This is a genomic window from Caballeronia grimmiae (assembly GCF_022879615.1).
GTDB lineage: Bacteria > Pseudomonadota > Gammaproteobacteria > Burkholderiales > Burkholderiaceae > Caballeronia > Caballeronia grimmiae.
This window is the reverse complement of record NZ_CP084275.1, coordinates 233,980-260,119: the sequence shown is the minus strand read 5'-3', so window position 1 is coordinate 260,119 and position 26,140 is coordinate 233,980. Positions and strand designations below refer to the sequence as shown.

30 protein-coding genes are annotated in these 26,140 nt (G+C 56.5%); 13 read left to right on the top strand and 17 right to left on the bottom strand.

The annotated features are described in order from the left end of the window. Positions 1 to 242 precede the first annotated feature (242 nt). The 6 genes from LDZ21_RS27490 (at position 243) to LDZ21_RS27465 (ending at position 5,136) form a co-directional block, all read left to right on the top strand. Positions 243 to 1,235, top strand: a complete 993-nt coding sequence (locus LDZ21_RS27490) for a YqaJ viral recombinase family nuclease (RefSeq protein ID WP_011876205.1) — start codon at positions 243 to 245, stop codon at positions 1,233 to 1,235. A gap of 122 nt (positions 1,236 to 1,357) precedes the next feature. Further along, on the top strand, positions 1,358 to 2,110 hold the full coding sequence (locus LDZ21_RS27485) for a hypothetical protein (protein WP_244797366.1): 753 nt from the start codon (positions 1,358 to 1,360) through the stop codon (positions 2,108 to 2,110). A gap of 105 nt (positions 2,111 to 2,215) precedes the next feature. Then, complete coding sequence (locus tag LDZ21_RS27480; RefSeq protein ID WP_244797365.1) at positions 2,216 to 2,842, top strand: hypothetical protein; 627 nt, start codon at positions 2,216 to 2,218, stop codon at positions 2,840 to 2,842. Between the two features lie 375 nt (positions 2,843 to 3,217). After that, on the top strand, positions 3,218 to 3,502 hold the full coding sequence (locus LDZ21_RS27475) for a hypothetical protein (protein WP_244797364.1): 285 nt from the start codon (positions 3,218 to 3,220) through the stop codon (positions 3,500 to 3,502). A gap of 177 nt (positions 3,503 to 3,679) precedes the next feature. Then, entirely contained in the window at positions 3,680 to 3,964 is a 285-nt protein-coding gene (locus LDZ21_RS27470) for a hypothetical protein (RefSeq protein WP_244797363.1), read from the top strand. A 29-nt stretch (positions 3,965 to 3,993) separates the two neighbouring features. Next, entirely contained in the window at positions 3,994 to 5,136 is a 1,143-nt protein-coding gene (locus LDZ21_RS27465; protein WP_244797362.1) for a hypothetical protein, read from the top strand. A gap of 104 nt (positions 5,137 to 5,240) precedes the next feature. Here the strand turns inward: LDZ21_RS27465 and LDZ21_RS27460 are convergent, their stop codons facing one another. The 4 genes from LDZ21_RS27460 to LDZ21_RS27445 all read right to left on the bottom strand — a co-directional run bounded on the left by LDZ21_RS27460 (position 5,241) and on the right by LDZ21_RS27445 (position 7,609). Next, entirely contained in the window at positions 5,241 to 5,915 is a 675-nt protein-coding gene (locus LDZ21_RS27460; RefSeq protein WP_244797361.1) for a hypothetical protein, read from the bottom strand. A gap of 138 nt (positions 5,916 to 6,053) precedes the next feature. Next, a complete protein-coding gene (locus LDZ21_RS27455; RefSeq protein WP_244797360.1) occupies positions 6,054 to 6,557 on the bottom strand; it encodes a hypothetical protein in 504 nt (167 codons plus the stop codon). Positions 6,558 to 6,660: 103 nt separating this feature from the next. Then, entirely contained in the window at positions 6,661 to 7,224 is a 564-nt protein-coding gene (locus LDZ21_RS27450; protein WP_244797359.1) for a hypothetical protein, read from the bottom strand. 4 nt (positions 7,225 to 7,228) lie between these two features. Beyond that, positions 7,229 to 7,609: a hypothetical protein gene (locus tag LDZ21_RS27445; protein WP_244797358.1), complete on the bottom strand. Its 381-nt coding sequence runs from the start codon at positions 7,607 to 7,609 to the stop codon at positions 7,229 to 7,231. 117 nt (positions 7,610 to 7,726) lie between these two features. Here LDZ21_RS27445 and LDZ21_RS27440 point away from each other — a divergent pair, with 117 nt between their 5' ends. Continuing rightward, positions 7,727 to 8,371, top strand: coding sequence for a DUF6939 family protein (locus LDZ21_RS27440; protein ID WP_244797357.1), 645 nt, complete (start codon positions 7,727 to 7,729; stop codon positions 8,369 to 8,371). Positions 8,372 to 8,418: 47 nt separating this feature from the next. Here the strand turns inward: LDZ21_RS27440 and LDZ21_RS27435 are convergent, their stop codons facing one another. The 11 genes from LDZ21_RS27435 to LDZ21_RS27385 form a co-directional block, all read right to left on the bottom strand. Further along, positions 8,419 to 9,042, bottom strand: a complete 624-nt coding sequence (locus LDZ21_RS27435) for a hypothetical protein (RefSeq protein WP_244797356.1) — start codon at positions 9,040 to 9,042, stop codon at positions 8,419 to 8,421. Next, positions 9,042 to 9,689, bottom strand: coding sequence for a hypothetical protein (locus tag LDZ21_RS27430; protein WP_244797355.1), 648 nt, complete (start codon positions 9,687 to 9,689; stop codon positions 9,042 to 9,044). Before LDZ21_RS27430 ends, LDZ21_RS27435 begins: the two co-directional genes overlap by 1 nt. 243 nt (positions 9,690 to 9,932) lie before the next feature. Continuing rightward, the gene (locus LDZ21_RS27425) at positions 9,933 to 11,507 is read right to left on the bottom strand and encodes a DNA cytosine methyltransferase (RefSeq protein WP_244797354.1); all 1,575 of its coding nucleotides are present in this window, start codon (positions 11,505 to 11,507) and stop codon (positions 9,933 to 9,935) included. 174 nt (positions 11,508 to 11,681) lie between these two features. After that, complete coding sequence (locus tag LDZ21_RS27420; RefSeq protein WP_244797353.1) at positions 11,682 to 12,734, bottom strand: hypothetical protein; 1,053 nt, start codon at positions 12,732 to 12,734, stop codon at positions 11,682 to 11,684. A 175-nt stretch (positions 12,735 to 12,909) separates the two neighbouring features. After that, positions 12,910 to 13,374 (bottom strand): phage protein NinX family protein, encoded by a 465-nt coding sequence (locus LDZ21_RS27415; RefSeq protein WP_244797352.1) that lies wholly within the window; start codon positions 13,372 to 13,374, stop codon positions 12,910 to 12,912. 18 nt (positions 13,375 to 13,392) lie between these two features. Then, positions 13,393 to 13,809 carry a hypothetical protein gene (locus LDZ21_RS27410; RefSeq protein ID WP_244797351.1) on the bottom strand — a complete coding sequence of 139 codons (417 nt, stop codon included), beginning with the start codon at positions 13,807 to 13,809 and terminating at the stop codon, positions 13,393 to 13,395. Between the two features lie 93 nt (positions 13,810 to 13,902). Then, a complete protein-coding gene (locus tag LDZ21_RS27405) occupies positions 13,903 to 14,535 on the bottom strand; it encodes a hypothetical protein (protein ID WP_244797350.1) in 633 nt (210 codons plus the stop codon). A gap of 157 nt (positions 14,536 to 14,692) precedes the next feature. Next, entirely contained in the window at positions 14,693 to 15,454 is a 762-nt protein-coding gene (locus LDZ21_RS27400) for a hypothetical protein (protein WP_244797349.1), read from the bottom strand. 181 nt (positions 15,455 to 15,635) lie between these two features. Then, positions 15,636 to 16,352 carry a hypothetical protein gene (locus LDZ21_RS27395; protein WP_244797348.1) on the bottom strand — a complete coding sequence of 239 codons (717 nt, stop codon included), beginning with the start codon at positions 16,350 to 16,352 and terminating at the stop codon, positions 15,636 to 15,638. Between the two features lie 189 nt (positions 16,353 to 16,541). After that, positions 16,542 to 17,150, bottom strand: a complete 609-nt coding sequence (locus LDZ21_RS27390) for a hypothetical protein (RefSeq protein WP_244797347.1) — start codon at positions 17,148 to 17,150, stop codon at positions 16,542 to 16,544. 137 nt (positions 17,151 to 17,287) lie between these two features. Then, positions 17,288 to 18,661, bottom strand: a complete 1,374-nt coding sequence (locus LDZ21_RS27385; protein ID WP_244797346.1) for a phosphoadenosine phosphosulfate reductase domain-containing protein — start codon at positions 18,659 to 18,661, stop codon at positions 17,288 to 17,290. 120 nt (positions 18,662 to 18,781) lie between these two features. Between LDZ21_RS27385 and xseA the strand changes: the two genes are divergently transcribed. From xseA to LDZ21_RS27360, 5 genes are all read left to right on the top strand, one after another. Then, entirely contained in the window at positions 18,782 to 20,140 is a 1,359-nt protein-coding gene (xseA, locus tag LDZ21_RS27380; RefSeq protein ID WP_244797345.1) for an exodeoxyribonuclease VII large subunit, read from the top strand. A 14-nt stretch (positions 20,141 to 20,154) separates the two neighbouring features. Then, on the top strand, positions 20,155 to 20,382 hold the full coding sequence (xseB, locus tag LDZ21_RS27375; protein WP_244797344.1) for an exodeoxyribonuclease VII small subunit: 228 nt from the start codon (positions 20,155 to 20,157) through the stop codon (positions 20,380 to 20,382). Then, positions 20,379 to 21,350 (top strand): 5'-3' exonuclease family protein, encoded by a 972-nt coding sequence (locus LDZ21_RS27370; protein ID WP_244797342.1) that lies wholly within the window; start codon positions 20,379 to 20,381, stop codon positions 21,348 to 21,350. Before xseB ends, LDZ21_RS27370 begins: the two co-directional genes overlap by 4 nt. 86 nt (positions 21,351 to 21,436) lie before the next feature. After that, a complete protein-coding gene (locus LDZ21_RS27365) occupies positions 21,437 to 22,261 on the top strand; it encodes an HDOD domain-containing protein (RefSeq protein ID WP_244797341.1) in 825 nt (274 codons plus the stop codon). A gap of 11 nt (positions 22,262 to 22,272) precedes the next feature. Next, a complete protein-coding gene (locus LDZ21_RS27360) occupies positions 22,273 to 22,938 on the top strand; it encodes an XRE family transcriptional regulator (protein ID WP_244797339.1) in 666 nt (221 codons plus the stop codon). Positions 22,939 to 22,966: 28 nt separating this feature from the next. Here the strand turns inward: LDZ21_RS27360 and LDZ21_RS27355 are convergent, their stop codons facing one another. Beyond that, positions 22,967 to 23,185 (bottom strand): hypothetical protein, encoded by a 219-nt coding sequence (locus LDZ21_RS27355; RefSeq protein WP_244797338.1) that lies wholly within the window; start codon positions 23,183 to 23,185, stop codon positions 22,967 to 22,969. Positions 23,186 to 23,306: 121 nt separating this feature from the next. Between LDZ21_RS27355 and LDZ21_RS27350 the strand changes: the two genes are divergently transcribed. Further along, the gene (locus LDZ21_RS27350; protein ID WP_244797336.1) at positions 23,307 to 24,524 is read left to right on the top strand and encodes a hypothetical protein; all 1,218 of its coding nucleotides are present in this window, start codon (positions 23,307 to 23,309) and stop codon (positions 24,522 to 24,524) included. An 8-nt stretch (positions 24,525 to 24,532) separates the two neighbouring features. Here LDZ21_RS27350 and LDZ21_RS27345 read toward each other — a convergent pair whose 3' ends face one another. After that, a complete protein-coding gene (locus LDZ21_RS27345; protein WP_244797335.1) occupies positions 24,533 to 26,023 on the bottom strand; it encodes a RepB family plasmid replication initiator protein in 1,491 nt (496 codons plus the stop codon). Between the last annotated feature and the right edge of the window lie 117 nt (positions 26,024 to 26,140).

The window sequence follows — 26,140 nt, the reverse complement described above, 5'->3', positions numbered from 1 at the left end:
CGGTCAATTGCGACGCGTGATTGCGCGCAAAAGAATCTCAAATTGAAGCACCCGTTCGAGTCGCCATTGTCTCAGGTGGGCAGCCGAGAGATAACCAAAATATATCGCGCCGCGGCGTGGCCAGTCAACACGCCAAGTGAAGCGCCAGTTTCTGTATGGCCGTTCTGCATCTCCCAAAGCTAGGCAAATCGCGATGTCTGGCGTCGTGCGTCCGCACGGCAAACCTCAGTGGGAGATCTCCAATGGCAATGCAAGTCCTGAATGGGCCAGAGACTATTCAGGGTTCACCTGAATGGCTCGCGTGGCGATTGCAGGGAATCGGCGCGTCCGATGCCCCGATCATCATGGGCAAGTCCAAATACTCTCGTGCTTACGAGTTGTTCAAACATAAAACCGGTAAAGGAGCAGATCCGAAAGCCAATCCGATTCTCGCCCGTATCCGGGAACGTGGTCATCGGTTGGAACCGCTCGCAAGGGCGGCGTACGAAAAGGTGTCGGGGAATGTTGTCACGCCCCTCGTAGCACAAAGCTCTATTCATCCCTTCATCCGCGCATCGTTCGACGGCATCGACACGTTCTCCGGTGAGCCAACCGAAATCAAGTGTCCAGGCGACAAGGCCCATGCACTTGCGCTCGGCGGTGTGGTGCCGGATGAGTATGTCGATCAGCTACAGCATCAGATGTTCGTTGCTGAAGCGGACTTCGCGAACTACTACTCCTTCGACGGAAAAGACGGTTGTCTGATTCGTGTTCCGCGCGATCAGGCTCGCATCGACGAAATCGTAGCGGCCGAAGTCGAATTCTGGCTACGGGTTCAGTCGGGTGTGTGGGAGTCGGACGAATGGGCAGCCGCGGCCACCCTGTACCTGCTGACGAAGGCGGAGTTCGAGGAGGTCCAGGAGCGAGAAGAAATGGCTCGAAAGGCGTTGATCGACCTGCTCGGCGAGGCCGAGAACCAGCGGGAAGGGAGCGGCGTGCTGGTCACGCGTGTTTCCAAGAAGGGGACCGTCGACTACGCGAAAATCCTCGCGGACAAGAACATCACCCTGACCGATGCCGAACTCGATACCTATCGCAAGAAGGGAAGCTCGTCTGTAACCGTGAAGGTTTCCAAGGATGTGGATCTCAACAACGTCGATCCGACGGCCTTGACGATCAAGCCATCGAAGCCTGTCGCAGTTCCAGATGTGCCGGATCTCGGTGCCTACAAGGAGTCGATCGACCTCGTCATCTGATTGCCAACCGCCATACAACGCCTTCCAGATCCATGGAAGGCGTTTTTCTTTGCGCCTGTTCGGCATCACACCACGCCAGGCCTTACGCAAGGGGTCGGCTCAACAAACTACCAGGAGTATGTATGCAACTTCACGAAGCCCTGAAGAAAGTCATCGATGCGGCAAACACCCAGCTCGAGGATATCAAGAGCGGCATCGACGAAAACCTGTACGACCCGGTTCAGAACGATCCAGGTGGGCTGGAAACCGCGATCGCCGTGGTGGAGTCGGCCATGTCGAACGGTGGCAGTCTCGCCCCTGCTCTTGTCCTTGTATCGGTATCGGGTGGCGTCAGCGACACCGCGCAAGATGGGAATGTGAACGTTCAGACCGTCGACTTTGACAACGTCGCGGCCGGCGACGATGCCCCCACTCTCCCGCCCGAGTTTCGCGATCTGGTGGAAACGACCTTCGGGGAACAGCATTACAAGGGCATCCGCTATGAAGGGGAAAACACGCGGCTGGATCTCACCTACTGCGACGCGGGCAACTATCGCGTCAGCGAGACGGTTGTCTTGGCTGGAGCGATCTCGTCGAAGCAGTTGGAACTGATTCGCTCGAAGCTGGAGGACGGTTGCCAGATCATCGCTCACCAGGTCGGCCTTCCCACCCCCGCCGTGCAGCAGCGTGATAACGATGGTTTCCCGAACGACGAACTCGACCACGTGTTCACGACGTTGGAGGTCTTCGAGAGTGGTCACGCAGAAATCGACGATCTCTTGACGCAGGACTCTCCAACGCACGCGTTCACGATCGACGAACTGATGCAGCGCTTCGCAGCGGTGCAGTCGTGGGACATCGCCGCAGAATGGGAGCGACTTCTGTCTCTCGCATAACTACCCCGACCCGGTTCAGCGTTGTCCTGCTGACCGGGTTTTTCTTTCGATTTCCGCGCAGATGTTGGCCATCTCGACAGCGTACAGCCTATAACGGAGTTCGCCATGCCTCTCAAACGTCAGCTTCTCTTCGGGTCGTTCTACATCGCAGCATCCGCGTCAGTAGTCTTCATCACAGCGCACCCCAAATGGGGACTCTGGTGGGTGTCGACGCTGCTCGTATTCGTCATGATCTGGCCGTTCCTCGTGAAGCACCACTTTGGCAAGTTCGGCTTCGCGATGAGCAATCAGGCACCATACGAAGCACGAGATGAACCGAAGACTGTCTCACTCGAAATAGACAGCCCGCGCAAGCGGAGATCCTCGTCATCCATCGATATGGTTCGCGCGGCAGATCGCGAGGCTCGGGTAGCAAAAGCCTCCAACATCGACCTGAGTGATATCCCCCTACCGCCGGGCTATACGAAGACGAGCTACCCGCCGAAGAAATCTTCCCGCAAGATGACTAGTTCTTCGAAGTCGTCTCGCGCGGCGGTGTCGACGGAATCGGTGCCGGTGGCGCCGACGTTACCGAGTGTGAGTGATGAACCATCGTCGGATGAAGCGCAGGCGTACTGGCAGTCGAAACACCAACGCCGAGCCCGACATCCGGACGAGTTCTCCCTTCCTCTCTTCCCTGAACAGGAAGCGGCCTTGAACGAGCAAGTCGTGCATCAGGATGTGTTTTTATAACGACAGTTCGACCCATCACGCGCCTGCGTGGTGGGTCGTTTTATTGCCGTGATGCGATTTGCATTATTTACAAATTACACAAATCGCCAACACAAAACGCAACTCCGGGCAGGTCGTATCCACCCCCGTTTATAAGTCATTGATCTGTAACGTAACTTGTAAATTCCCACTTTTCGTAGGTGCCTTACGAAAACCAAAAGACGTAAACACGTTTTACGTATACCAATCTTTGTCTTCGCTAATCCTTTGTTTTTAAAGGCTTTTTTCGTTGACCTTTTGTTACACGCGTAACTATAATTCTTACAGTGATGCACAGGCCGTCATCACGGGGACCAAAAAAAGCAAGCGACAACAGATTCGGAACAAGGAAATAGCATGCAACAAGAATTCGGGGTTTCTATTTCAGCCACCCAGATTGGTATGGCATCGATGGGTTGCATTAGCGACGAGGGCATTCCGATTTGCCCGCGTTTTGGCACGACTTGCACAGGTTCGCGGGCAATCGTTTGCATGGGAAAGGCTATGCAAGACTTTCCTGAAGCACAAGCAGAGGTACTGGTCGCAGGCCTCTCGATCGTCAGCCGCTCGGCGAAGACGATCATGGATATCCGCCGCGTCATACCGAAGATGGAGCTCGCCGTTAGCGTCGCAGCCGCCTAAGGACAAACGGCCGGCCGCGGAGACACGCGTCGATCAGTGTCACCCCTCCTCACCACAGTCATACATACGCGTTAAGAGTCGATTCTGCCAGATTCGCTTTATTGACACGTGTTGTAACGTACGTATAATCGTTATCGAGCCGCTCGGCAGAATGCGGCCACTGGAAGGAACAGTCACATGAATCGTGAGTACAGCCCCATCGATCTCGGCCTCGACGCGCTCGGCGTAGGCGAAGACCAGAATCCGGTCATCACCCTCGAGCTTGAAGGAAAGTCAGCCGACGAAGCGGTCTCTCTCGTGAAGGAGCGCATGGAAAGCGCAATGCAACGCTATCCGGAGTTGAAGTCGGACATCCTGGTCGCGGGTATGCACCTGATGCTTGACCTTGTCGGGTCAGTTGACGAAGTGCATCGCATTGTTCTTCCTCGTCTGGATCGGGTGGTGGACCGGGCGGCTGCATAGAAATACCGCATCACAACGGACTCCGTTCAATGTTGACTGAAGAAGTAGACGAATACATTCCTGCCGAGGCGGCGGCCGATCTCGTCGATGACGACAATGAGGGCGGTATTGGGAACTTGGAAGCGAGCGAAGTCTCCGAGTTACAGCGCTTATGCGCCGAGTACTTGGCAGGCAAAAATCGCTCTCGGGCTTTCGTTGATAAGCTCGCCAGGGTCATGTTCGCCGACGAGCGCGTACGCAAGATCTGCCGCGTGCGAGCGTTGAAGAATGGCGCCGATCTTCGGGATACGGAAGACGTTCTCCAACGGGTAATGATCGTGTTCTTCGACTCGCAGCTTGCAAAGCTACGAGAGGCCGACGCGGTCTATGCGGTGATCTATGCGATCGCGAACAATGTCAGTCGGGAAGTGGTGAGAGATTCACTCACACTTACCGTGAATCACGATTCGATCGAAGAGATGCGCGATCGTGGTGAGGAGCTGGAGCAATCCAGCTTCGTTGACAGCGAGCAACTAGACCGGGATCAACAGTTAGATTCCCAAATCGCTGCTGCGAAAATGGCCCTGGCCTACCAAAGGCATCTGAACGGAGAACAGAAATTGAACAATCACGGCGTATTCGACCTTGATCCCCTCATGGCGTCCGGTGTGGCTGCGCCGCCTTCGACGCCAGAGGAAGACGCAGCGATCGACGCTGCCCTGAAGAATCGCGCTCGTACGCGGCGGAGTGGTGCCGCAAGTACGAAGGACCTCAGCGCGGAGCAACAAGAGCTGGTCGAAATCTGTGGGCAACTCGGCATGCGCAATCAGGACTTCGCCGCATCGTTGGGGATCGGTCTCCCACGGCTCTCGTCGTACATCTACGGCCGCACCGCGACGGTTCCGGACGACATTATGGAACTGGCTCGCAAGCTGCGAGATGAAGATCCCGAGACGGTCGATCGCCAGAAGCGGTTCGACATTCCAATGAGCGAACTGCTGAACCAGTGGGCAAAGGATCTCGAGGTCGACAACGACAACGACCTTGCGATTACGCTCGGTGTTACCAAGATGACGATTCATCGTTGGCGAAACAACGAAACTAAGCCGGATCAGACCTCACTGAGCCGATACGAACAGCAGGTTCGTCAGTACAAGATGCGGCAACAGCAACTCAACAGTCGATCCAAGTAAGCATCGTCGCTCGATCAGCAGCAAACAAGCCCGCCACCTGCGCGGGCTTTGTCTTTTCTGCACGCAAGAAAAAGCCCGTGCCGAAGAGGCACGGGTCACCACGGTTACTTGCTCATGCGTTCGCCCTTCATAAAGGCTATCCATCGTCCGGCCGACGCACGCTTCTTGAATCGGGCATGGAGTGATCCATTCACCTTCACAGCCGCGGCGTAGTCATCTCCAATCTCCGGATGTCCTTCGGGGAGGAGCTCGAACTCGGGGGTCTGATACCGGACGTGACGGTACCACTCCCTTTTCGACTCAGCTTCGATAATCCTGACAATGCATGCGTCGAGAATCGCCGGCCCACCACTGCTGCTGGAGTTCGCGATCATCAACGGGACTTTCAGCGTTCCCATCGAACGACCGATACGACCGATCACATCGTACTCGCTCAGCCAGTCTCTTCCCGTCTCCTTGTCTCCGTAGAAGATCCGCAGGCGAGCCCCGTTCGTTCGCGCACGCTCCAACGCGTCCCGTACCTCCAGCGGCGTTTCGATGTCGAACCACGTGGCGGCCTTGAAGCCCGGATGCTGCGACGCCAGCTTCAAGAGGTCGCGATACTGCTCATACTGCGCGAGTGTCCCGATCTCAGCCTCATTCGGCCGCTTTTCATCGAGGCCCATGGCCAACGCTAGCCCGAGTGACTCCCGGTAGCAGTTGTCGAAGCCGAAGCACGAATAGCCGCCACTTGAGGGAATGACAAACAGGCGCTGGTCGTTATTGATTGAAACTTGCATGGATGATCTCCCGGTTGAAGAAAAGGCCCTTGCGAAGCCTTGGTACCGGTGAGATGAGCCACACGCAGATGCAAAAACACCCGAGGAGGCAGGCCTCTCTCGGGTGGTGGTGACTCAACAGTTGGCGTCGGACCGACGCTAGATCTCGATCGCCATCTCCGCTTGCGCGGTGAAGTTCTCGGGTACGAGGGGCGCGGGGGTCGAACGCACGGGAATCTTGGACTTCCCCGAAGGTTGTGGCGCCATTCCTTCCGGCACCTCGATCACCACATTGCCTCGCGCTTGATGCTCGAAAAGGCGGAACATCGATTCGCGAGTTTCGGTTGGTGGAATTTCCTGCTCACCAAAGTCGTAGACGGCACCTACGGGTAGCCGATCGACGTTCGCGCAGTGCATATAGATCACGTCATAGTCTTCTAGAGTCGCGAGTTCTGCCGCCAGTGACCCACCTTCGTCGTCTACAAGCGGGGTCGTGTAAAGAGGATGAAGGGAATAGGAAGGTCGCATCTCGCAAAGCCTCGCCCGCTTCTGCACATCGACCAGGTAGGTCCGAAAGATCGCACCTCCAGCGCGACGCACAATATCCGCGGCCCAATACTCCGTTTCGTTGAGCACAATCGCCTTACAGTGGATACGTTGCATGTTGATTCTCCTAAAGTTGGTATTCGTGACACTCAGGAGATGCCGCACGCGAGAACAGAAAAAGAAAAACCCCGCAGCTCATGTGCCGCGGGGTCGATGGATGTTAGAGGTCGACCAGAGTCGCGCTCAATTCCTTAGAGAAGGATTTTTCGATTTCTCGAACGATGAACGACGCACGTTCTCCTTTCGTGCCATCGAGAAGTGCTGCCACCGACTTGCAGTAGTGCTCCATCTGCGTTTGCAGGCTTCCGAGCGCACTGCGACGACAACGTTCCACCGCCAAGTCCTCAACGAAGGGGACAAACAACTCGTCCTCTACGACATGGACCGCCATAGCGATATGCAGCGAACTGAACATCGATCCAGCAGGCTCAACGCGCCCCACCATGATCAGCGTTACGCCCGTCTTGAGTCTAACTTTCCAGGCCGCGCTTGCGGCCGGCGTTGCACGGTTGGTGATCTCATTCGGAACTTCGAGCAGATGACTGGCTGAGGATACCCGTTCGCTCTTCATCAGATCGCCGACAACAAAGTTCTTGTTGGTAACTTCAACGGTGACATCGAAACACGCTACATCAGGGAACAGCGGCACCATGTCACGTGGCTGGAGGGTCGTTGGCGTGAGGTCAAGATCGGACATCAATTGTTGAAGGGTTTCGAGTTGCATTCTTTCAGATCTCCAGTACCAGAACCTCGTTGTTAGCCCCGCCAACCGAGACAGCCTTTTCAATCACGGTCTGAACAAGCGGCGCCCATTCGCCGACGAAAGAATCTTCGCCGAGGTATTGCACTGCTCCCTCGATCACTCCTTCTCGGCGCATGTTCTCAATGGCTTCGAGCGGAGCCTCCGATGCTGCCAGATTTGCAATGACCTCGATCGGCGAGCTGCCGTGCGACACCTCGATCGAGAAGATCTGCCCATCATCCTTGCGGATCAAAATCGACTGCTTTCCTTTCGCGTATGCGAAATACTCCAGCCCGGCAGGCCTCCGCAAACGCCCGACCAGAACGCTTCCATTTGACCCTACCAGCAGGTCCTTGCTGCTCATCATCTGGATCTCTCCTGTAGTTGACCAATACGGTGTGGAGATGCCTCACACCGACCATGAAGAAAATCCACCCGCGTGTGACACATCTCATCGGGCACGTTCAACTTACTGGAGATTGATATGAAAATCGTAGTGACAGGGCCTCGTGAGCGAGGAAGTACACCGCCTGACGCGGTTGTCGTAGACACCACCAGCAGATCCGCAACTTCCTGGTCTCGAGCGTTCTCGCCGTTCTATCTTGGGCCCGCGGATCTGTACGACGGCCATGTCGCGCGGACAGTGGAAAACGGTTGGCAATACGCCAAGGTGTACGCCGATCAGTTGGGTGCCGACGGGAACCCGAACGAAGCATACTGGGCATGGGCGAAGGCGGGCTGGGGCAAGATGCGAGCGGACCGATACCCGCGAGGTAAAGGCGCCAAACCGGTCTTTTGCTGGTGGAACGGGACGAAGCTGGGCTACATCGAAGCACGGCTGAAGGTCTACTTCCCGCTCTATCGCGACGCTGTGCGACAAACCGAAGCATTCAATCAATTGGTCAGGCTCGCCCGGGATCGTACGATTGTTCTGTGGGACTTCGATGGGTTCGACCATCAAACGATCGGACTGAGCCTAGCGAACGTGTTGCTGGACGATTCTCGGCCCATGGGCCATGCGTTCGTCCTGAAGGCAATGTTGCTGTACGGTCCCGACGTTACGCCTGAGATGGTTCTCGCCGATTCACGCCAGCAACGGAAAGCATCTCCGCAATTCCAGCTACTCTAACTACCCCGCCCCGTGCCGATTTCCGGCCCGGGGTTTTTTTATGCTTCTCACCCTTGCTCCTCAGACGACCGACTTGCTTTTGACAGCGGAAGAACATGACAATGCAGCCTAACGCGCCAATTTCGGGCGCGCTTCAAAGGGCATGCCGTCGACCAGCCATTGACTGAATCATGGCGATCGCACAAACGCAGTGCGATTAAGATCGGTATAGGACTATTCCAAGCGATTTCGACAACACGGGACAAAGAGTGAGCAGGCAGCGAGTCAACGCGCGGGATTTTGCAGCGAGCGGCCAGCATGATCACGTCGCGACACTTCAATCGGGCCTTCATTTCCGCGGCATCTATGTACTCCGCGAAAAACCCGAGCTCGCGACCGTCGAGGGTGAGCCGTGCTTCTCGTTCTGGATAGCCGACCTCACGGGAAGGATGCGATGCACGATCCCAACCTACAAAGTAGTGTGGCATGACTCTCCAGAGTTTCATTCCCAACGGCTCTTGATCGAAGCGTACGCAGAAGGAGAAGGCGCGTATCTGGTCGGCCGAGTCAAACAGATGGAACCGGTAGAGATGGACTGGTAGGTCGGAACCATCAGATTCCCGGGCGTGCCCCGGTTGATTCATTTTGACAAAAAAAAAGAGATCCCCGAGGGGGATCTCCTGTGGCGTCATCAGTAGTCGCCAAGTGCATCGACGGCAGCCAGATTCAGCGAGCTGCGCGCCACCGTAGCGAGCGTCTTTACCTGCAACGCCGCTGCGCACATCCCGCGCTCCAGGACAGCTTCGGCCAAAGCCAGAAGCGCCAGCGCGGGCTCAAATTCGTGCACAACACCCTGGCTGTCTTCAAACTCCAAGGTCATATCTTCGTCCGACGAAACACCGGCACCATGGCTCAGACCTTCAAGAGCAAAAGGTGCCTCGGAGAGCACTAGTCCAAAATACTCCGCGTACGCGCGAAGGGCATCGAAGCTGCTGAGGGCGTGTTTGCCCCCAAACGCTCCGAATGACAACGCCGGCAAGAGCGAAGTCACCTTCTCGATTACTTGATCGATGGCTTCCGCCTCAGGCAACAAATCGTGCTCGGCAGACAGCATAACGCCGTCGACGGGCAAACCTGTGCGCGCATCAAGGACACGCGAGATCGCCAGGTCGCCGCCGTCATCAGCGTAGCGCCGGTCAGCCAGAACTCGAATCATCGCCTCAAAAGAGGAGCCCGCTTGTACGGTATTGGAATAGGCCTCGCCGCTCGGGTATGTCCCGACGATGGTGAGATCACGAACGACAGCTTGTGCAGTGTGGTTTTGGATAGCAGTGACCATGTACTTCTCCGTGTGATTTTGAGTTGGGGCTTCGGCGCCTGACCGCCTTATGTGAGGTAATGCGTAACACCAAAACATAAGGAGAAAACGTGGTGGCGCGGCCCCTTCGGATCGGCACCAAACTCGGGGTGCGAGCCCCGTCGAAATAAGAGTCACGCGGGAAAGAGAAAACCCGCCGTCTTTCGATCGGCGGGTCATGGATTGCAGGTTGATAGATTACGTGCGCGGAACTACCGAACGTTGTTACGCCAGCGCGGAAAACAGATCCGGTTCCTGAGAATGCAGCATAACGGTGACCCCTTGCTGGATGCGGCGCAGATAGCTCACCATATCCGTGGTTTTTGCCCGAAGTTCTTCTCCAAGAACACGCGCAAATTCCACCCAGCAGTGCTTCGCCGTTCCGTTGCCCAGAGCCGTGTGCGCATGCGTGTTCGACGCCAGCGAGTTGACCAGCCTCGGATCGTGACCCTTCAGCCTCGCGTGTTCTTCAGGCATCGGCAGCCGCGTTTTCGAAGGATCTTCGGGATGCTTGAACCGAGGGTCTTCGATGCGCTGTTTCCAGCATCCAGCTGACAAGGACGACGTGCGGTTGTCGGCGTCGTTTGCAACGCGCATGTGCCATCCGTTTGCGGCCTTGTGCTCGGATGACAGATGAGCGCCTTTTTCATACTCCGCCGGATCGATCAGTTCTTCAGGCATACGGATATCGCCAACCGTCCTGGTGGAGGGACCCGATTTTCGCATGCCATCAAAACTGATATCGATACCCGCGGGATACGCCAACAGCGCCATCCGTACGCGTCGCTCGATGTCACCGAAGTCGTTGGAGTTCAAACCGCAGTACTTCCCTTGCTCGTCGGTATCCCCGACCAAAGCGGTCTGATAACCCTGCTCGCTCAACACACGGCATAACATGCTGTAGGACACTGTGTCAGTCCATGCGAGCACGTTCTCGACTAGCACTAGCGGCGGAAATTCCAGTTGCTGAATCGCCATGACCGCGTTCAAGACCTGATGGCCGGCGACGGGATGCATTTCTGGAAGGTCACGGGTTTGCAGGTTTAAGCGTGACGCCCCCTTGCAAGGCAAACCTATCGTCAGCAGCGTCGTTCCCGGGATACGTATGCCGGACGCGATGAACTGCTCGATTCCACCCGCGAAGGATTTGGTCTTGCGCGTGCTGGCCGGATTGTCGGTGAGTAGACAATCGATCGCTTCGTCCCATGAATCATTCGCGAAGATCGTCGTGCTCTCGAGCCCGGCGTCGGCAAAGCCTTCGTGAAGCGCCGCTTCCAGCGTCCCTATCCCCGCGTACAAACCTACGGTCTTGATCTGTCCCGCCTGGACGGCGTCGAGCAATCGCTGAATACGGTCGCAGTTTCGTGCAACGCTCGGCAAATGCAGAAAGACAACACGTCCCGGTAGATATAGGGCGAGCGCGCTCTCCTCACCGCCAAGGTTCTCGTACACTTGCTGAGAGCGCAAGTCAATACGGCCGCCGATCTCAATACTGCCATCTCGCTTGACGAACCGCTTTGGCGAGATGACGTTTGTTCCGGCGTCATCCTTAACGACCTCGATGATGCCCGGAGCGTAGTGCGCAGTGAATCGCGCGCCCGCCGACAAGCCTGACGATCGAAGCTTACTGGTGTTTTCAACATTTAGACGGCTGCGAAGCACCTGTCCGCCAATCCTGAAGTTTTGAAGCGATACCACAGCGGCGTGGGACGCAGACAGGATCAGTTGATTCAGACGTTCGGTATAGCCGCGCTTGCTGATCTGCACATCCTGCATTTTCCGTTCTTCCTGCGGATTCATGGTGAATCTCCTTTGGGTGGGTTAATAGCAGACGGATATGCGGAACGCAGGGCTGTAAGCGCCAGAAGTAGAGAGGGGAAAGTCGGCAGCAGCACCAGGCACGTGCGCCACGGAAGAAAAAAGCCCACCGGCACTCATTGCGGAGTGCACGGCGGGCGGTGTTACGTTGGTCTATTACGCGGTCGGCGATGCTTGCGATCCGCACACCTCTCCGATGAGTTGGGTGCGATTGATCTCCCAGGTGTCGGCGATATGCTGGTTGCCACGATTCGTAAGCAGATCCTCCAGCGATTTAGCAGCGCTTTCGAAGAGCTTTTCTTCAAGCTGGGCGAACTGCTCGTCCGTCAGGGCATCGGTTGCGCCGTCGTTTTCGATTGTGGATGTAACGTCCGCAAGCCCCCAGGCCGACAACACAATTCCCCGGCGTCGGAGTTCCCCAATCAGCACATGATCGTCGAGCGCCATCAGATCCGTCGTGCTGCCGCTAGTGTGAGCATCGGGCGCGTGCTGCTGCTTTTGGCTTTGCTCCGATACCGTGGCGATCGGCGCGACAGAACCCGCCGCTTTCGCATGTATGACTTCCGGTTCGAGCTCGTAACGATGTGCCACCATGGCTATACCTTCCGCGCCGAGCGCCTGCACCGCTTGCCCGAGTGCTTCGTCGTACGCGTCAGTGATACCTTCGTTGTATAGAGCTCGGGTCAACGTGCCCTCCTTGTCGGCCCTGATCAGCACGCCAACGATCGAAGGCAACGCATTGAACGATCCGACCAAGCGGCGCTTGATTGCCTCCTGTTCCGCCGGAGAATCTCCCGGCTGGAACATCTCGGCAATCTTGCGCCCGCGATCATCCGTGATGAATCGGCCGGATGGCGTCAGCATCATGGGCTTCTCAACAGGCTGCTCCTGCGCTTGAGGCTGAAAAACCGACTTGATGCATTTTTCCCCGTCCGGCACCTTCAACCCGAACCGGACCACATCCGAACTACCGGCTGCCACAAGCGCTTGGATCGCGCGGATCGCTACCGGATCGCCTCGGTCGGCCATCGTCTGCACATGCGTTGCGACCGCTTCGTCGTTCTCAAAAACAGCAGCTTCATCACAACGTTGCAACTGGAGTTCCAGACTGTTGCCCAGCGATTCAAACAGTCCCCAGCCTCCAGCGTCCGCTACTGCCGAGTCTTCTTTCGTCCACTTATATTCCTTCAGAGCTGTTTTCGTGTTCATGTCAAGTATCCTTATCGGGTTGGGTAGGCAGTCCGATATGCAAAACACGACTCTGCAACACGGTTGGAGGTAGGAGGGCTTCGTCGAACAATGAGAAGGCAAACCGGCTAGGCCAATGAAAAACGCCCGCGAGGCACCTTCGGAAAGGCGCACTGCGGGCGTGGGTGGTTGATGGCTACTGGCAGGCAGATAGGTTGCGTCGAAGCTGCTCCATGGCCGCGTCGTTCACCAGTTCGGCAGGCACATCGACATCTTCGCCAAGCTTGCTCGCGACGTAACTACGCATCGCGGCGATGAGTGCGGTTTCGCCGTACTGCCGGCCGTCGCGCTTACCGTCTGGCCATGCTTCGTACGCAGGAAGCCCATCAAGCAAGATCGGACAAAGGTGCGGACGCTCGCGATCGAGGATTGGCCCGCCTTGTGCCCAACTGTTTGAAGGCGTGTAGTTTCTCCCGATCTTGGCCATCATGCCTTTTGGCGCGTTGTCCCATATCCAGTACCCGGCTTCCGATCCGCTCTTGAAACCCATCGGGTCGTGAGTAATCGGCAAACCTTCGCACTTAGCTACCGCCCAATCGAGGGTCTGCCCGGTCAAATCTCGAACCTTGACGGACGTGGTTTTTGCATGCGAATCCGGCATCGGTAGTCTCCTGGTTGGTTAGCGCGTCTTGGCGTAGTCGACCAACTGGTCGTCCAAGCCCATTTCGCTGACGAAGTCCTTCAGGACATCCAGTTCCGTGTCATTTCCCCAACCCTTGCGATCGACAACGTCCGAGAACGTCTCGCCCGCGGCTGGCGGGTAGATCGCCTTCAAGATCTCGCGGGCATTATCAGACTCCAGCTTGCTGAGCTTGCTTTTCGCGGCAGCAAAGATTCCATGCACGCGCGTGGGTTGCGAGCACGGCAACGCTTGATGCATGGCGTCCACGGCAGCCGGCCCGCCGTCGATTGCACAGAGGACGTTTTCGTTGCCGCAGCCGTCTGTATCACGGTCGACGACGAGGATCTCCGCGCCTTGCATGTCCGACAAAACTTCACGGATCGCGCCGCCTTCGATGATGATTGCGACTTTCATATACCTCTCCTTGGGTGGTTGAACGAGCGAAAGGTTATGTCGCACAGGAAAAGCGAAACCCCCGGGAGACCCGGGGGTTGCAGGTACAGCCATTTACAGTCCAGCGATCAGGTCATTTATAAAAACGTCGATCTTTTCGCCGTGCAATTTCATGACGGCAGCCCGATTGGCCGGGTTGTCTTCAGCCTTCACCGAGATGTAGCCATCATCCTGTGCGCCCGGCGTGGTTTGCTTCTCCAGCCAGCAGATCTTGCCCCGCGCCGCGCGTTTCAGGACCGAAACGGTCTTCTTTGCGTCGGCGATCGCACCAGCGACGCTTGCTATCGTCTCCTCGTCTCGCGGTAGCGGTCCGACCTTCGCAGCCTCAATTTCTGCTGCGAAGTCCCTGCCGATATCATTCGGGCTCTTGCATTGGCGCGAAAACTCGAGATGCTCGGTGACTCGCGTTCGAATAAAGGTCGCGACCTCGGGCACAGCATAGAGCTTGTCGACGAACGGCCGCATCGCAACCACACGTTGATCCAAGGTGTCTCCGGCCAGCAAGACGCGGATCTGGTCCGCACCGCCACGCCCCTCATTGCTCGCTTCGAAGATTTGCGTTTTGCCGAGAACAAGGATCGTGCTCCAGCAGATCCCGTTTCGCGTTTCCATCGACTGATCCTTGGACAATCGGAAGCCGGCAGCCGTGATTCCCTTGTAAAGCGCGATAGATGCCTTGATGTTCATGTGCGATTTCTCCATAGGTTGAGTTGGTCTTGCCTGTCGGTATGAATCTCAACCGGACATACGCAACGAAAGAAAAAGCCCCGGTATCTGTCGATACGCGGGGCCAGGTTCTTTGGTCTTCAGTAAGGCGACCGGGCGAGCGGCGCCCGTTTCGATTTCAGGGATGCGCGATCCGAACACCGATCATGTTGCCTGACGCGACCTCTAGAGCATATGCCTCCGAGAAGTTGCCTTGATCGTCGAAGCGCACGTGGAACGTTGCCTTATGCGAATCAACGTCCGGCTCGTCCTCGGGATACTCGAGATAGGCAATCTTGGTGAAATCCCGTGCATCGCCCGTTTCCCACAGATCGTGACCATGCACCATGACCCCAGTGCCGAAGTCGTACGCCTCAAACTGCGACTGTGCAACCTCGCGTTTGGCGTCGAGGTCCTTCGCCGGGGTCTTCGCGGGCTCACAAGCATCAACTGCGCTAACGAGGTCCGTGCCGTTGAACTCCTCCAACATCGCGGAAACGACGCTCCAAGCCGACGAGCAACGAGGGTTCTTGCTACTCCGAACAGACTCGCCGGAGAATTTGAAACCCCAAGCCTTCAACAGCACACGCGCCATGCGTTCTGCACCGTCGACAACCTCCTGGTCGGACAAACCAATGTCCGCCGGGAGAGCGCCCCGCGGCTTCACAGCACTACAGACTTCTATCGGGCCGAATTCGAGGTCGGTGGCCAACCGCGCCGCATCCTGGTCACCCCCCTCTTTGTCCTCCAGCGTCGAATGGGCGTCAGCAATGCCCACGTCGAGCAGGGTTTGAACCGCCGCGCCAATGCTGTCCGGCGAGACAGCGCTTTCCGTACAAATCCGCACCTGTAACACAAACGAACGACGCTGCGACAGATTCTGATGTTCCTGATTGCTCATGGGATAACTCCGTGTTTGAGTGTTGACTAGCGATCGGATATGAGCAACGCCAGTTGATACACAAGTCGCACGGCGCACGGTTCGTCTTCCAGTCGCTTGCCAACCAGCAGTACCGCACAAGGGGAGAAATAAAAAAGCCCACCAGACGGATGTCTGATGGGCTGTGGTTAGTTGGATCGCGTCACATCGGGATGTTGGTGATCGAGCGAGCTTCGTCGATCAGCCGCATGAGCGTCTGGTGGGAGTCTTCGAGATCGTCGGAGTTCCGATTTTCCGGGAACTGCTTTCCGTCAACGATTTCCCCCCATTTTGAAAACCGGGCGATTTGCTGGGCGAGAGACAAAGCCTTCGTCATCGCCTGGCTTTTCGCGGTAGCTACTGCGCGCTCCAGCAACTCGTCGACGAACTCCGACATCGTCAACTCTTCCACGTCCTCGTCCGCGCCACCGCCGAAATACACCTCCGAAATGGGGTTTCCTTCGTTCAGCTCCCAGTCACCGCACTCCTGAGCGTCCGACAGCATGTCATCTGGGTCATCGCTGACCGAGTAGACGGTGCACGACAGCGTGGCATCACCCGTCGTAACCAGACCGCGAAACACGGTATCCGATTCCTCGACGATGGACACAACCTCCTCGGCCGAACGTGGGTTGAGCGCAGCCAAGAGTTCAAACTTGGGGATGAGTCCATGCTCGTCCAGCCGTCGGTATGCGTCGCCAGCCATGCTGAACTTGCGGCCATCCTCGAACTCGAGATCGTAGACTTCGGTGTGAGCATCTCCATCGCGACCGGCGTCCCACAGCACGCCCGAAGTCTTCACCTCACCTCGCACGATCTCGCCACGGTAGCTGCCCGAAAAGCCAGCCGCGTCGGTAAGGGTGCTTTTAAACTTGATCATGATGCATATCTCCTTGCGTCGTTGGAAAAGGAAGGCGCTTGCGTTCGCCTCGTTCTCCGTGATGGTTCACATGGATATGCAATGTCGCTCTCGGGCAAAACAAAAAAACAAAAAGCCCGCCAGGTTCACGAAGGAAGATCTGGCGGGCATGGTTACAGAGGGTCCAGCTGAGTGATTTTGACTGATGGGTCAGTTCGCCGCCGTAGTATCAAGACCGAGCGGACCTACGCTGAGACCCGTTTGTGCCTGCGCGGCAGCCGGACATTCCCGAAGTGATTTCCACTCCTCGATGGTCCACAACCGCGGGTCGAACTCCGCATCCGTGATCGGTTCTCCATTCCGGGCAAGCGGCACGACCATACAGCGATCGTGTCGGATCTTTGCGCTGTATCGCTTGCATCCATTCGAGGGGTGCCTGACCTCGTACGTCCCACCGTCACGCAATGCCCACGGATTTTCAGAAATCGTCGAGCTAGCCGCAGAATATAGCCCAACCCCATACTCGATGACGCGAATGTCGGGTAGATGCAAACCGACCAGTTTCTCGAATGCCGCAACCGCCTGCGGTAGCGTGTAACGCACGTAATCCGTAGCACGTTGTTCGAATGGTTCGGTCCTCAACGTCCAGGACTTCCAGCTAAAGTGATAGTCGATCGATACGATCGCGCCAGGGAGTCTGATGCCAGCAATCCGTGATCGATTTGGCGCCATGCGAGCGATTTCCACTTCTCGCACCACGAACAGTGTGGACGGAGCGCTCGCCATGTCCGAATCAGTAACCCGTTCTTGCACTAACATTTGCATACCTGCTCCTGTTTATGTCGTTGAGAAAAAACAAGGCCCTTGCATTTGCCTCGTGCAATGGGAATGAAACACAGCGATGACGAAAAAAGACCCCGGAGCGCTACGCGCCACGGGGTCGGGTGGATGGTTGCTTAAAGCTGGCACATCGGACAGGCAATGTACCGTTCGTCGAGGTCAGACTCGTCAACAGCCTGCGGCTCGTTCGGCACAAACCACATCGAGTTCACCACCTGGCCGGTCTCGCCCCTCACCTTGCGGAGGGCCGCAACCGCACCGAGATGTTGCTCATAGGCCCATGACGTTTCCCGAGCGCCAGCATACTGGTCCGCTTCCTGCCGCATTCCTTCCGCGTGCAGGATACGGGTCGCCCAGCTCATGATGTGCTCCATCTGTCGCATGGATTCGCCTGCATGCCAGGTATAGGTCCCTTCTCCCGAGGGTCCATCGGGGTCGAAGACATCGCCCGGTGCCTGGATGTAGTAGACGGCAAAACGAGCCTTTGCCCTAACCTCGTCGGCGCTGCTGAAGTCAACCGCCTCGTATGTCGACAGCAAATGCTTGTATCTCTCCTGAAGCTGGCGCTTGATGCCCGCTAGCGACGAAGAATACGAGACGACGCGACGATGCCAGATGAACTCGTCACCAACGAGCCCGCTGTCGACAAAAAATTCGGCACCGACGAAGATGCCTTTTTCGGGGAACAACGACAGACTGTCCTTGCGCCCCGCCCGCCCTGCCAGCGAATCTCCCGATGGCAACGGAAGACTCATCCAGTTACCCGCGACTCCGCTCTCCTCGGAAAAGGAGACAGCGACGGGTTGCCTGGACACGTCCTCCTGAGAGAGCTTCTCGTAACTCATCGCGCGTCTGAACTCGATCGGCTTCTCCTGAAGGAGGCCAGCGAGTTCCGAACGACGTTGAAACGGGCAACAACTGCACCCGCTGCGCACACGTCGAGCATAGAACTTCGGGATTCCGATGGTCGATTGAAGGACGTTGAAAACATCTTCGCGCCGCACGCCAAGGTCTACATATGGCATTTCAGTCGAAACCTCATCCATAGTGAAGGCGAGCCTCTGCTCATCAGCACGGATGCCAACAAACATGTATTTCTGCTGGCCTGCATACCTCTTGACCCAATCAGCGAACGGTCGTGCTTTAAAAGCCGAGGTGCACCAACGATCGCGAGGTGATGGGAGAAATCCGCCCCACTCCTCAATCAGTTCGTATAGGCCTTTACCGTTGAAAACCCGCTCGATCTTTTGCTGAAGAAACTCCTCAAGCTTATCGAGTGTCGTATAGATCTCCGGCTCTTCAGCACCGGTATCGGTGAAGACATACACGAAAGACACATGCGGAAACATCGCTCGCAACATGATCGCCAGAGCAGAGCTATCCGCGCCACCACTGAGCGGAACGATATACACGTCGCGTTCGGGATTCCCGGGCAGCTGGTAACAGCCGGGCAACTTCGAACTCAGATGCTTGATTTCGGACATATCCATGATGTGACACTCCTGAGATGAAGGCCTTTGCGATGGCCTGATGAAACGGGATGCATCTCAGCCGAAGTGAAACAACCGATAACGTAACACATACACATACGCCGACAGTATAATAGTTGCATGAACCAGACCCCCGACACGAACGAAGAACAGCGAGGCGAATCCCTCTCGTTTTTCCTGAAGAAAATCAGCACCGTGATCCAACAGCACGCCGATGAGGCATGGGTCGTTGCCGAAATATCTTCGCTTTCCTCGTCACGCGGAGCGGGACATGTCTACCTTGATCTCGTCGAGCACGATGACGCGGGTCAGGAGATCGCGAAGGTGCGTGCGAACATGTGGGCAGGAGCAAAGCAGGCGGTCCTCGGCAAGTTCGAGGCGGAGACCGGGTCAAAGCTCGAGGCCGGAATGAAGGTGCTGCTGCGCGTCGCTCCCACGTTCCACATCCAGTTTGGCCTCGCGGTGATCGTCAAGGATATTGAGCCGTCCTTCACGGTTGGTGACATGCAGCGCAAACTCGCTAAGATCAGGGCTGATCTGGCTGCCTCTGGCGTGATCGACTGGAACCGAAATCGCAATGTGCCGGGCGAGTTCGCTCGGATCGCCGTGATATCGCCGCAAGACGCTGCGGGGCTCGGGGATTTCAAGTCGCAAGCGGACATCCTCGAGGATGCGGGACTTTGCTCTTTTGAGTACTTCCACGCCCGCTTTCAAGGAAAGGGCGCTCCCGACGAGATCGTGTCTGCAATGCGGGCGGCCCTTATCCGTAACAGAGACGCAGCCCAAGGGCGACACTACGACGCCTTGGTCATTATTCGGGGCGGTGGGTCGGCCGCCGATCTCGCTCATCTCAACGATTTCGCCATCGCGAACGCAATCTGCCGTACGCCTTTGCCTGTGATGGTTGGCATCGGACACGAGCGTGACTCGGTGATACTCGACGAAGTCGCGTGCTATTCGGCGCATACGCCATCGAAGCTCATCGCCTACATCACTTCGATCATTTTCAATAATGCGCAGGCCGCCATGCGCGACTGGCAGTTCATCACAGCCTTTGCCATGCGTTCTGTTGCGGTCGCCCAAGAAGCGACCGAAGCACAGATCCAGGCTGTCAAGGTCGGCGGGCAGAAGTGGCTTGAGCTGGCCGAAGTTCGGTCGCTGTCGCACATCGAGATGGTCACCGCCACGGCAAAGGCATCGCTTGTGCATGCGGAGCAGCGGATCTCATCGTCGCTCGAGACTATCTGCATGTCCGCGAATCACCTACTCGATACCGCGAAACGCGAGGCACAGAATGCCTTCGCTACCGTGATCGGTATGGGGCCAAAGCGAACACTTGAGCGCGGTTTCGTCATCACACGCCATGCTGGCAAGGCGGTCAGCCGTATGGAACAAGCAAGATCGCTATCTGATCTTGAGCTCGAATTTTCGGACGGACGGATCGCGGTTTCGATCGTCTCAGATGTCACCAACCCTTGAAAAACTAGATTCCGATGACTACTCCAACCACCCACTCCGGAACTCCCGAAGCCACATCGTTCAAGGAAGCATACGCAAAACTGAAGCAAACGGCCGAAACCATGCGGTCACAGCAGGAACCGGACATTGACGCCTTGGTTCCAATGGTCGATTCGGCTGTCGCCAACTATGCAATCTGCACGCAACGAATCGAGGCCGTACGTCTGTTGCTCAACCAGAAGCTCGGTGTGGAGGGCAAATGATACCCCTTCATTTCATGCTGATCGACGGTAACTCTGTCGGATACGCGAATCAGTACAGCCACACTCTGACCTCACAAGGGATGCAGGTCCAAGCCATTAGCGGAACTCTGCGGTCGATCTCGAGGCGCATCCGAGAATATCCAGATTTCTTTCCCATCGTCCTTTGGGATGGCCGGGCGCAGTGGCGATTCGACCTTTGCGCTGACTATAAGAGCAACCGTCTAAAGAGCGAGTCGTCCCGTGCCGCTCGTGCCGCGTACGAAAAACAGCAGCCATACTTGCGCATCATGGCCGAGAAACTGGGCTTGACCCAGATCGTGGCGCCGTGCGCCGAAGCCGATGACGTCGGGTACCAACTCGCCCTGATCCTGATTTCGATGGGTCACAAAGTTTTGTTTGTGACCAGCGACACAGAGTGGCTGCAAGGCTATCAGGAGGGGCTGAGCTGGCTTGATCCGAAGACAGACAAGTTCATCGCCACTGCGAGCGATATGGAAGCGCACGTAGGAACCAGCGACCCTCGCGCCTATATAGAGGCTAAGGCGCTTGCGGGTGATACGTCTGACACAATCGCTGGCGTACCGCGAATCGGCATCACCACTGCCTTGAAGGTCTTTGCGCAATTCGGTGGTTCAATGGAAGCATTCTACGCACACGCAGAGGCTGGCAAAGTTGATCTCAAGAAAAAGACGCTCAACTCGCTGGCATCCGTTGAAGGCCGCGCGATTTTTGCCCGCAACATGAAGCTGATGGATCTGGCTGCGGCGCCCAAACTCACCGAGTCCGAGATTGTCGTCTCGCGCGAGCCTGTGGACCATATCGTGTTCACCGACTGGGCCGAGCATTTCTCCTTCAGCTCGATTCTCAAGAACGTCGGGGAGTTCATCTCGCCGTTCGAGCGCAGCACCGATCACCTCGGATTTGGGGAGATGCAACGGGCAGTTGCCGCGCTGTCGGCCCGATCTTAACGCGTAGAGATAAAATCACGTCTAACGCACTCGCCGTCGCTTTGCCGGCAGGGTTGGATCGCCGGAGCATTACCTGGAGCCGTGATATGAACGCCTTGGACAAGGTCTTTGAACAAATTGTCAAACTGCCCACCATTCCTCAGGTGGTGCTTGAGCTCGTGGAGATGACCCGAGATGACAATGTCGAACTCACGGATGTGATCGAAAAGGTTCGTCAAGATCAGGCCCTGTCGGCGAAGGTCATCAGGGTGGCAAATTCCAGCTTCTATGGGGAACGGGGTCGTATCTCGAGCGTCGAGCGGGCCATCAAGATTGTGGGGCTCCACACGCTCCGTACCACTGTTATCACTACAGGTGTCATGGCCGCCTTCCCCCGCGTGAAAGGCATGGAAATGGGCCAATATTGGCGCCACGGCCTTACAAGCGCGTACATGGCCCTTGAACTAGCAAGGCTCAACGGGACGGTCGATGTGGAGGAAGCCTTCACCGCCGGTTTGATGCTGGGTTTGGGCGTGCTTCTCATACATCTTCAAATGCCCGACGAGGCGCAGATTATCGGAGAATCTGTAAGCCCGTTGGATCTGGCGAGCCGACTTGAGGTGGAACGCGAGGTGTTAGGATTTACCCATAATGAGGTTTCGGCCGAGTTGCTTGCCCGCTGGCGATTTCCGAAGAGCATATGCGAGGCTATCCTGTATTATTCAAAATCAATGCACGGCAGTCTGCTTTGTAAAATAATATTCGTGTCTGCGGCTTATGCTTGGACCAGAATCTCCGGTCTTGGAACACGGAGTTTAATGTCTTCGCTTGATAAGAAAATGATCAACGAGCTTGGGCTGACTGGGGAATGGGTGGAAGGCCGCGGGGAAATGATAGCCAAGTCGGTCGATTCGATCGTGATTTCGGGGTAAAGGTATTGCCAGTGCAAACAGGACTTCGCCTGTATCAGGCAATAATCGATCAGTCTCAGACGCTCGACATCGAATTCGAAGTCGCGGCTTCTGCGTGCGAACTTAGTGCAGACCTCCTCATGAGTTGCTTTGGGGAGCCAACGCGTGAGAAACCTCATGATCTGTACGAAATCCTGACTCGGAAGCGAATCAACGCAATCTCGAAATTTCTTGATTGCTCGGGGTTCCGTGTTTTTCTGCTCGCCGATGTTTTCAAATGGCATGACTACCGGCTCATATCGTCATCCAGCGTATTCGTAGTAGACAAATCACAGATAGAAGGGAAAGCGAACGAGGCAGCCAGTTACCTTCGCTCGGTCGTTCAAGCAAACATATTCGGCTCGCCTGAATTCATTGTCGAAGAATTCGTTGCAGCGACCTGGTCAAAGACTTTGGCTGAAGCATGTACAAAGGTCGATGTCAGCTATCGCAAACTACTGTCATGGAAAAATCGCGTGACCACGCCAGGCCTCGGCGATTTGAAAGAAGTGCGTCTAATCGCTGAAGCAATGGAAATGGGGACCCCTATCGTGATGGGCTCCCTTGGGCTTCTACAACGTCAAGACTTTCTTCTGCATGAGGAACTGATCGACTTTGAGAAAGAGCTTAACGCAGCTCTGGACGTGGAGATCTGGTAAACCCAGCCTCGGGGAGAACAAACCAGCCTCAGCGGCTCTCCCCTCGCTCCAACCCGTGCTTCTCCTTGAGCCTCCGAACGTAGAGATCAACGGCCTCCTCGACCAACGTCTGTTGGTGAACCTTCTCCCCTCGCGCTACCGTCTCTAAGGCAGCGAGTTTCAGCAGATCCGCCAGCGTACTCTGCTTGAACCGGAATCCACCCGGCACCTTGTTCGGTTTGTCGTCCGTCATGTCGATCGCGTCCATAACACGTATTGATAAGATACTGGCAGTTTGCTACCATCAATCAAAATGCTAGCACCGCTGGCAACGCCAGCATGCCCTCTCAATTCTAGCGTTTCTTGCAAATCCGACGATGGAGACTGGGATGTCCCTGAACACCGAGGCGTTTGCCGCTGATCTTCGCAGGTTGAAGATCCCTCCACCCGACCGCAATACGCTGATGGGCGTCTACGATCTCGAAGGCGACTACATCACGAAGGCGGTGCCGGAATGCGATCGTGACAATGAACGTGCCCTGCACTACCTCCGGGGAATCTTCTTTACGGTCACGCCCACCCTGAAAGAGCGTCTCCAGAGACGGAACATGATGATTCCGTCACTCAAGGTACTTGTGGAGATTGGGAAACGGGAGGGGCCCCAGTTCGCCCGTCGTCTTAAGCAATGGGATGAGGCTGGCGAGGACGGGGACGATTCGAGATACGTCCGCCTCACGATGGCGAAATTTCTTCAGCAGGAGGCGGAGGAAAGCAACGGCACGAGCCGGCCGCAACAATCCCCAAATCAGCGTCAGGGAAATGGGCAAGCGCACGAGCGCCAGCAGCGACACGGACCTCGAACGCCCGCCGCCCAAGATGGGAGCGCGTCCGCGCCCGCACCAGATCGACGCCAGCAAACGCAGCAATCGTCTAGACCCAGCAGCAATCAAAGCGGCCAAAATCGTCCTCCCCCGCCGCCACAACAGCGCCAACAGCCCCCCGAGGCGACCCGCGGCCAGCGGCAGCCGGATGATCGAGACGATTCCCCTGCGCCCCCAGGCGAAGACGTGCCGCAGCAGCAAGAGAAGGACTACCTGAGTCAGCATATCTACGGTGGCAAGGCCGCGGCATGCTTCTCGGCGGACACCACGCGATCAGGAACGGCTACCGTCCGAATCGAGGCGGCGGAATCCAAAGGTCAACGTCAATATGACTGGAAGGACAAGGTATCGATTCAGCTATCGAGCCGGGAGCTTCCGTTGGTCCTCGCCACGATGATGCAGTGGTTACCCCTGTTTGAAGGTAAGGGGCACGGCGCCAACAACGAGAAGTGGTTCGCACTCGAGAATCAGGCAGGCAAGCTGTACTTGTCGGTGAACTGCAAGGGGAAAAACGTTCGCGGCGTCCCGATCATGGCCGGTGATGCGTATTCAATCTGCACCCTGATCATGCGCCAGATGCTGAAGAACGATCCGTTCCTGAGTTCAGAAGCTCTCCTTATGATCGTCAAGAAACAGGGCGAGCTGCATCTGGGGGGCCAACGAGGCACTGCCGGCAACGCGGAGGGAAATCGTAGGCCTGCGCGTGAGCAAGCCTACGCGAACTGATCCACCGATCAGGTGGATGCGGCGGCACCTGCGGTAAGGCTGCCCGTCTCAAGCGCAAACTGGAGCAGTTCTTCCGCGCTCGGCTCCGGTACGTTTTTCTTGAAGATCAGGTCTATGACGGTCGTCTCGACCAGTTTGGTGATCCCCTTGCTGCTGTATTGCTTCCACGCAATGGCGATCTTCCGTAGGTCGTCTTCAACACCGGCGACGATCTCGGCCTGCTTCTCGTCGGTCTGCACGACAAACGTGGCGCGGATCTCCTCTAGCTTCGCCTTTTTCCATGCATCTTTGACGGTGCTCAACGCCTGTTTTGCATCGTGCTTCGCCGGCAGCTTCTCCAGTGGCCGAGGAAGAGCCTGCGTTGCCGGTTGCGCAGTACGGCGCGGTGACTTCGCATAGTTGCCTTCAACGGCGCTCATGAAGAACGCTTTGGGGCTCGTGACAGGATCGTCCTTTTTTTTAAGTCGTTTGTCAGTGTAGTCGGCCTGAGCGAGCAGATACTCCTCGTCATAGCTTAGGGCAACTGATGAGACCTCATCGTCCTGGAGGCCAAACGCGCGTAGACGCTTAATCAGTTCCTCACTGACCATAGCCGGTAGAGAATCCAGTGGCAACTGCGGCTGTTCTTGGTCCTCGAGAACGAACCAGAGTTCGTCCATCTTCCGGCCTTGTTTCGACAGATGCGGAATTACCTTGAATCGAGATTCATGTGCATTGACTTGGTCAAGTGCGCGAACCAGCATCTTGTTAAAGTCGCGGAACTGCGCATGCGGCTCCTTCTGCCCGGAGAGAATGACGCTCCACGTTGTCCAATGTTCACGGAACGTCCTGCGGTTGGGGGACCCCCAGTATCGCGTAGTTATCTCCCACAGGGTAAGCGCGGAGTGACTTGTGAAGACATTCTGCATCCTCATGTCGATCCGGTTGTAGATCTCCGGATCGAGGACACGTTTGGCGAGCTCTGAGGGAAACGAAAACTTTATAGACTGGCCGTCGTCAGAGATATAGACCTCGGCAATCATGTTTGCGACGCCCCATCCGCTGCGACCGCTCTTGGAGTCGCCCCTGAAGTCAAACTCTGCACGGATCGAGGCGACTTCACGCGCCATCTGCTTGAGGTAGTCCCTGCTGTTGGGAGTGTTCTGCCCGCACAGGGATGCGAACTCAGCGACCGATACCTCGAAGGTGACTTCGTCGCCTTTCCTGTTCTTCTGCGCGATGTGGACCATCGCGTTGTATGCTTTGCGTTGGAGATATGTGATCTCGCCATTGGACGACATGTTGCGGATGATGATCGTCTCCGGCGCCTTACGCAGTTCCACCCGAGTTTCAGCTTCTTCGTCCCTCACGACCACCATCTTCGATCGCGAACTCTCTGTCCGACCCACGACAGCACGCTTGCGACGTTGCCGGCGAGTTTTCACTTGCGAGGTGCTCTCCCCGTCAAGGTCGGTCGCCTCGGGCGATTCGCTGAGTGCGAGGTCAGTTTGTGCTGTCATCGAAATGTGCCACGTATCTGTGCTTGCGGCACATTACGGTTAACCGAGGGAAGTGTCAACGTAAACTCGGTTCCAAGCTTCGTGCGAAATGTGCCACGTTTAGTCGATGGTGTATTT